Source organism: Bartonella sp. CL71SXKL, from assembly GCF_042194935.1.
In the GTDB taxonomy this organism is placed as follows: domain Bacteria; phylum Pseudomonadota; class Alphaproteobacteria; order Rhizobiales; family Rhizobiaceae; genus Bartonella.
The window spans coordinates 1-5,575 of sequence record NZ_JBHINI010000036.1 but is presented as its reverse complement, the minus strand read 5'-3'; the positions used below and the strand labels follow the sequence as shown (position 1 = coordinate 5,575).

General features: G+C 35.6%; 4 protein-coding genes. All 4 read right to left on the bottom strand.

Annotated features, from left to right (window positions below; translation table 11 throughout):
- Positions 1 to 896: abortive infection family protein (locus ACFILA_RS08970; RefSeq protein WP_375661058.1), on the bottom strand; the 896-nt coding region annotated here is incomplete at its 3' end.
- Between the two features lie 1,410 nt (positions 897 to 2,306).
- Entirely contained in the window at positions 2,307 to 3,671 is a 1,365-nt protein-coding gene (locus ACFILA_RS08965) for an MFS transporter (RefSeq protein ID WP_375661057.1), read from the bottom strand.
- A gap of 57 nt (positions 3,672 to 3,728) precedes the next feature.
- The gene (locus ACFILA_RS08960; protein ID WP_375631802.1) at positions 3,729 to 3,965 is read right to left on the bottom strand and encodes a hypothetical protein; all 237 of its coding nucleotides are present in this window, start codon (positions 3,963 to 3,965) and stop codon (positions 3,729 to 3,731) included.
- 304 nt (positions 3,966 to 4,269) lie between these two features.
- Positions 4,270 to 4,662 carry a hypothetical protein gene (locus tag ACFILA_RS08955; RefSeq protein ID WP_273790981.1) on the bottom strand — a complete coding sequence of 131 codons (393 nt, stop codon included), beginning with the start codon at positions 4,660 to 4,662 and terminating at the stop codon, positions 4,270 to 4,272.
- Between the last annotated feature and the right edge of the window lie 913 nt (positions 4,663 to 5,575).

Below are 5,575 nucleotides of genomic sequence, written 5' to 3'. Positions count from 1 at the left end.
AGGGAATGGGCGGCATTAAAAGTTAAACGCGCATGGCGAGGCTTGAGATTGATTAGTTCAAAATCCTTTTTTGAGCGGCCATGCGCTGCACTTTTCTTGTTTCTTAAATTCATAGTACCACTAACGATTCTGGATAGACCGGTTGCGATCATTCTTAAGTCATTTTTATCTAGATCTTGATTTTTTAAGTTTTTTTGCTTTATATCGTCAGTATGAATCTTAGCCTTCTTAGCAACTTCTTTCCATAAAGCGTACAGCTTATTATGGGCATTTTCTTCGTATAGGATAGAATGGTGGTCGAGATAAGCTTTGCAAGAGGCTTCCAACAGATTTGCTGCAAATAGAACTGCCTCCCTTGGATCTTTTTCTATATTTTCTAATGCTCTATTTATTTCGATTTCTACTGCTGAAAGTTCTTTCTCTGCAATAAGTTTTTTTAGCTCTTCCATCGAGAGGAGACCAGCTTTTTGCAATTCTTGTGTGAAGGTCACCTCATTCTTGATAATATATCCTCCACGCTGATATTCCAAGTCATATTCCTTTAACTTTTCTAAAACTGTACGTTTATCTTTTTGTAACTGTAAAATTTTTTCATATAATGATGGATTTAATCCGCTTGGGTCTGGGTCATAATATTCTTTTTCTAAAAAATCCCCAAGCAAGTTACCAAGGACTTCAAGCGGTTCATTGCATTTTACATTGATTGCACGTAGCCACGCTTTAACTTTTTGGATTTTTGTACCTTCTGGAATTTCAGGAGGAGCAAATGATGCAATAAACAAGTCATCTAACTCGTTATGCGTATAATGGTGCGCAAACATTGGAGGAAGTAGTCCAATGATTGCAGAAGGGATTTTGTTTTTCTGAGATATTGTTTGCGGAGACGATAATTGCATTTTATGGCTTTATAATATCAAAAAGTAGTATGTTGAGTGGTTTTTAGAGTATGATTTTATTGCCTGACCTTGCTTAGAAAGTCGCGCAACAATTTTGTGGCTTATATAAGATTTGTGAAAAAGAAATACTATATTGTGTTTTAATCTTTTTCTCCTTTCATTGTTATAACAGTGAAGCAGTGAAGGGGGGAATAGTGTGTGATAATTCGAAAAATATAGAATGAGAACAGAAGTATAATTTTGTATTATCGTAACTGCAATAGCATTCTTTATTGGCAGATTGTTTATTAGAGAGAAGGAAGCAGGCAATGCGCATAATCCCTGAACGGAAGGTCTTGTGACAAGAATTTCAATAATGGCATGTTACTAAATGTTGTGTGTGTTCTTTGCTTGTCAGAAAAAGTAGATGGGGCTCTTTATTTGCATAACCGGTATAGAGTAATGAGTAATGCGGGAGGCTAGTTTAAAATCTCGTTTATTCCGTTAAAGCTTACGGTTTTCTATAAAAAGACTGTTTTCATTATATCCGCTGTGAAGCTCGCATACTTGGTAGATGGAAATATACGCGTTTATCGTGTCTGTAAGGGAGCTTGAAGCAATGAAGTTATGTGTAAAAGAGTTCTGAAAAGCTTCTTTTGTCCGTAAATTTTATAAGGAAAATCTAAAGGCAGGAAAATGTTAGAGAAATCTAAGAGTACGCTGTGAAAATCAAGAAACAGTCTTTTTAGAGATGGTTTGCTGTCTGTCATCGTGCATCATGATTTTCAATGTTTTTAAAATTTCCCTCTCAATGAGAGAGGGCTTTTTTATTAAAGTGGGGGAGATTTCTTATAACAGTTAACAATGAAATGGAGAGAAGATGCTGCTTTACCAGCTGTTTTTGTCTCTTCAGTTTCATTTGGACCTATTGCTGTTATGAAAGCATAGTGATTCAATGACTTTGAAAAGGGGCGAATAACATTATCAAGTTTGCAATACAGTGCGATTTTCCACATCGCGGTGCGTTATAGAAGATGATTAGCATTTATAGGGGCGTGCGCGGGGGCGGGGTTCTATATTCTATGCTGGTGCGGTAGGGCGTCTGTTAGCGCATTTATGGAACTATTCCGCATTGAAACGCGTGCTTAATTTCGTGGATCTTTGCAAAGGTCTGATCAGAAAATCCCATATTTCAAGAGGTTTTTAGAGGGATTTAAAAGCACAGAGGTATCATAAAATTACAAACACCGTACGTTACTGGAGGTGATCAATTTTAGAGCTTAAGGAGCTTATCGGTTTAGTGTTCTTTCATAAAAATGATGAAGGCTGTGGTCAAGGTCTCAGTGTGTTGGTTTCTCGAAAAGTGGTAAATGCTGTATGATTTTATATGCCATTGCCAATGTTATGGATAGGGTGTTCAAATAAAGCATATCATAAATCGGAATTCTTCTCTTTACGCGATAAGAGGAGGGCTAGGCAAAACAGTAAAAATGCAGCGATAGAGAATATGAAGAATAAGATATATGTTTGGTTTAAGGACAAGTATTCTTCTGTCAGAGAATGGATCAAAAAGCCAGCGAATATACCCCCTAAGGCACCACCTATTTGCTGTAATATGCGTGTGATAACGGCTGTATCTTTGACGTATAAACTGTTGACATATTGGATGGGGGCGGAAAGGCAGACAATGGTGGCGATGCCAAGTCCTATGCCTCTTAGCAAGAATCCAAGTCCATCCATGCTTATATTATAGCCGAAGCATAATAACCCAAGGCTTGATATCACTAAACCAATTCCTATCATGAAAAAGGGAGATTTTTCTTTCCATTTTTGGTAAATAAATTTCCTTCCGATCCATGCTCCTACCCCTTGCAGAGCTAGGAGGGCACCGATGATGAGAAGGCTATTTTCATGGGCTTGTTCCATGGCAATGGCTAGTGGGAAATAAACGAGGAAGCTATAAAAAAGAAATGAAGCAACAAGCCCCATGATCATGAGTAATGTATAGCGCGCATTTTGAAATCCGCTAAAGACGATTAATTTGTTTTTTGCTTTCTGATTAGAAACAATGAATAATATGAGAAATATCACGGCTATAAGTGCTAGGATATATAAGTGGTTTTTGTTATTGATGTTTCTGGCTTCTGTGAGGTAAAAAAACGAAAGAAGCGATATGGAAAACGCTAAAAATGCAAATAAGTTAAATTTTGTTTTTGTTGTTTCGTTGTTCTTTAAATGTTTTGCTCCAAGGGTGAGTGCCAATAAAATAAGCGGAATATTAATAAAAAATAACAAACGCCAAGAGACATACTGAGCAAGTGAGGCGCCCACCAGCGGACCAAAGGCAGGAGCGAAAACTGTTGGTACGGCTATGGTGCCCATGGCTTGGCGCACTCGTGTCTGTCCAAATTGTAAGGCAATGATGGTTTGGCTAAGGGGCAGCAAAAGACCGGTCCCAAAACCTTGAACGATACGGGCAGATATAATAGTTGGAAAACTATAACTTAATCCTACCCCCAGTGATCCAAGCATAAAAATGAAGCTTGCAAGAAACCAAGTGCTTTTGATACCTATTCTTCCTTGCACAAAAGCTGCCATCAGTAGTCCTGGCACGGTGGCTAGAAAATAGGATGTTACAATCCATTGTATATTATTTCCTTCCACGGAAAAATAATGCGCAAGGTTAGGAAGGATGACATTAACAATGCTTCCGTCCAGCAGAGGAAGTATGCTGGAAATAATGACGGTATATATGACATACCGTTCTGTTTTTGTATAGGAATCTACCTTTTGCATGATCATGCTCCCTACAGATGTTCTTTAAAACATTGGTTGCGCCCCATTCACAGACTTTTAAAAATTAACACGTGTTTGTGATGTCTGCGGTTTTGATATTGGAATGAATGTGATTGGAAGTGCTGATGGTCCCCAAATGCTTCTCTTGTGTACAAACCCCTCTTCCTCCAAAATGAAGCCATCAGTTAAGCTGATTTTGATGAGTTTATCGAGGAGTCTGTTTTCTGTCAATTCACTTTGCATGAGAGCAAAAGCAGAACCTACACGAGACGTGCATGCCTGCTCCATTTGCATTTATTATTTAACATGGAAAATGTGAAAATCTTTATAAATCAAATTATTGACTTAAAAATCCAATGTTTGTTTATATATCATTTTTTATGCTTAAATGATTGTTTGGGTGTCAAATGTATTCTCAATAGTTTATAATTTTCTTTTCTTAAATGTGCAGCCCTTTCTGGAAAATATTCGACAATCTCTTGATTGTTTAATAAAAATTAAAATCGGTTATAAGGAAGGGCTTGTAAATTATAGAGTAGGAAAAAGGTGCATTTTATAAACAACAGGGGAGGGTTGTTTCCATAGCCCAAACATTTTTTCAAGTTGTTATGGTATCTTTTTGAAGTGCTTGATCGATAAAAGTTTCATAATTATCAGAAACAATATATTGGGTATTTTCTCCCAAAGCTTTGAAATGTTCATGACCGCAATGGATTTTTGCTTTTTCCAGATCGCGCAACATGTCTTCGAAAATACTTCCTTTGCTTTCCACAACAAAATACAGTTTTTCTTGCCCATCTTGCTCAAATAATACAGCCCAATCGGGAGTATATGATCCAAGAGGTGTATCAATTTTAAACCATTTAGGCAGTTGCGCATAAACTTTAATCTCATCATTTTTTTCAAACGATTGTGCAAAACTAAACTCAATATCTGAATCATAAATAACATGATCATAAGGTGATCTATGGTTTTTTACATATTCTTTTATAAAACAATTTGCTTTTATATTTATTAAAATGCATTTTCTATTTTATTTTTTCGTATAATTAGCCAATGAAGCTTTTGCTCTAATGTCGCAATTTGTAAAAAAACTATTTGGTCATTCAATATGAAACTTTTTATGTCGGTTTCTTGTATTGAAAGCAATGGTACGATTTTTGATATCTGATAAAAATATTTACAAAAGAATTAATAACGCATGATTATAGAATTTTGTCCTTTGTTTGAAGCATGTAAAGTTAAACCATTGTTTATTCATAGATTTTATGTTAATTATTTATTTGATACATTTAATCTAGAATGTAAATTGTGTTCGTATACTCAAACTAAAATACTGGTATTGAAGTGGTGAGAGTGTTGCTTTGTTGAGAATAGATAATTTGGTAGGTTGGTATTCCCTTTGTATCAGAGAATTCAACTTATTCTCTCATATTGTGTGTGGATGAAATGTTAACCGCATAATGCTCCCTCTTACATGAGATGTAAGATTGATATGTTTTCCACATTGAGAAAAGTTGTTGATCGTAGAGAAATATTTTTTTGCGAAATTCGTTTGGCTTAAATGGAAAAAATAGAGCAAGAGCCGCATATTTGTTATGCTGTAATGGCATATATATAATCGATGGAGTCAACACTTCATTTAAGAAGTTTTTTAAAGGAAAAACATAAAAAAATAGAATTATTGAAAAAAATCTTTTATTTTGAAGCTTGTTTCTCACGCTTATAAAAGCTTCACGTGGATTTCGAAAATTCTTGTTGTGTTGAAAAGCATGAAAAATCAAGAAAATTTTGCAAAAAAGCTGCACTATGCGTGCAGCTTTTTACGTATTTGCTTTAAAGGTAGACGTTTTAAAGCATGAAAGTGTCCTTACGGCTTCTATAACCATAATAGCCAAAAACAC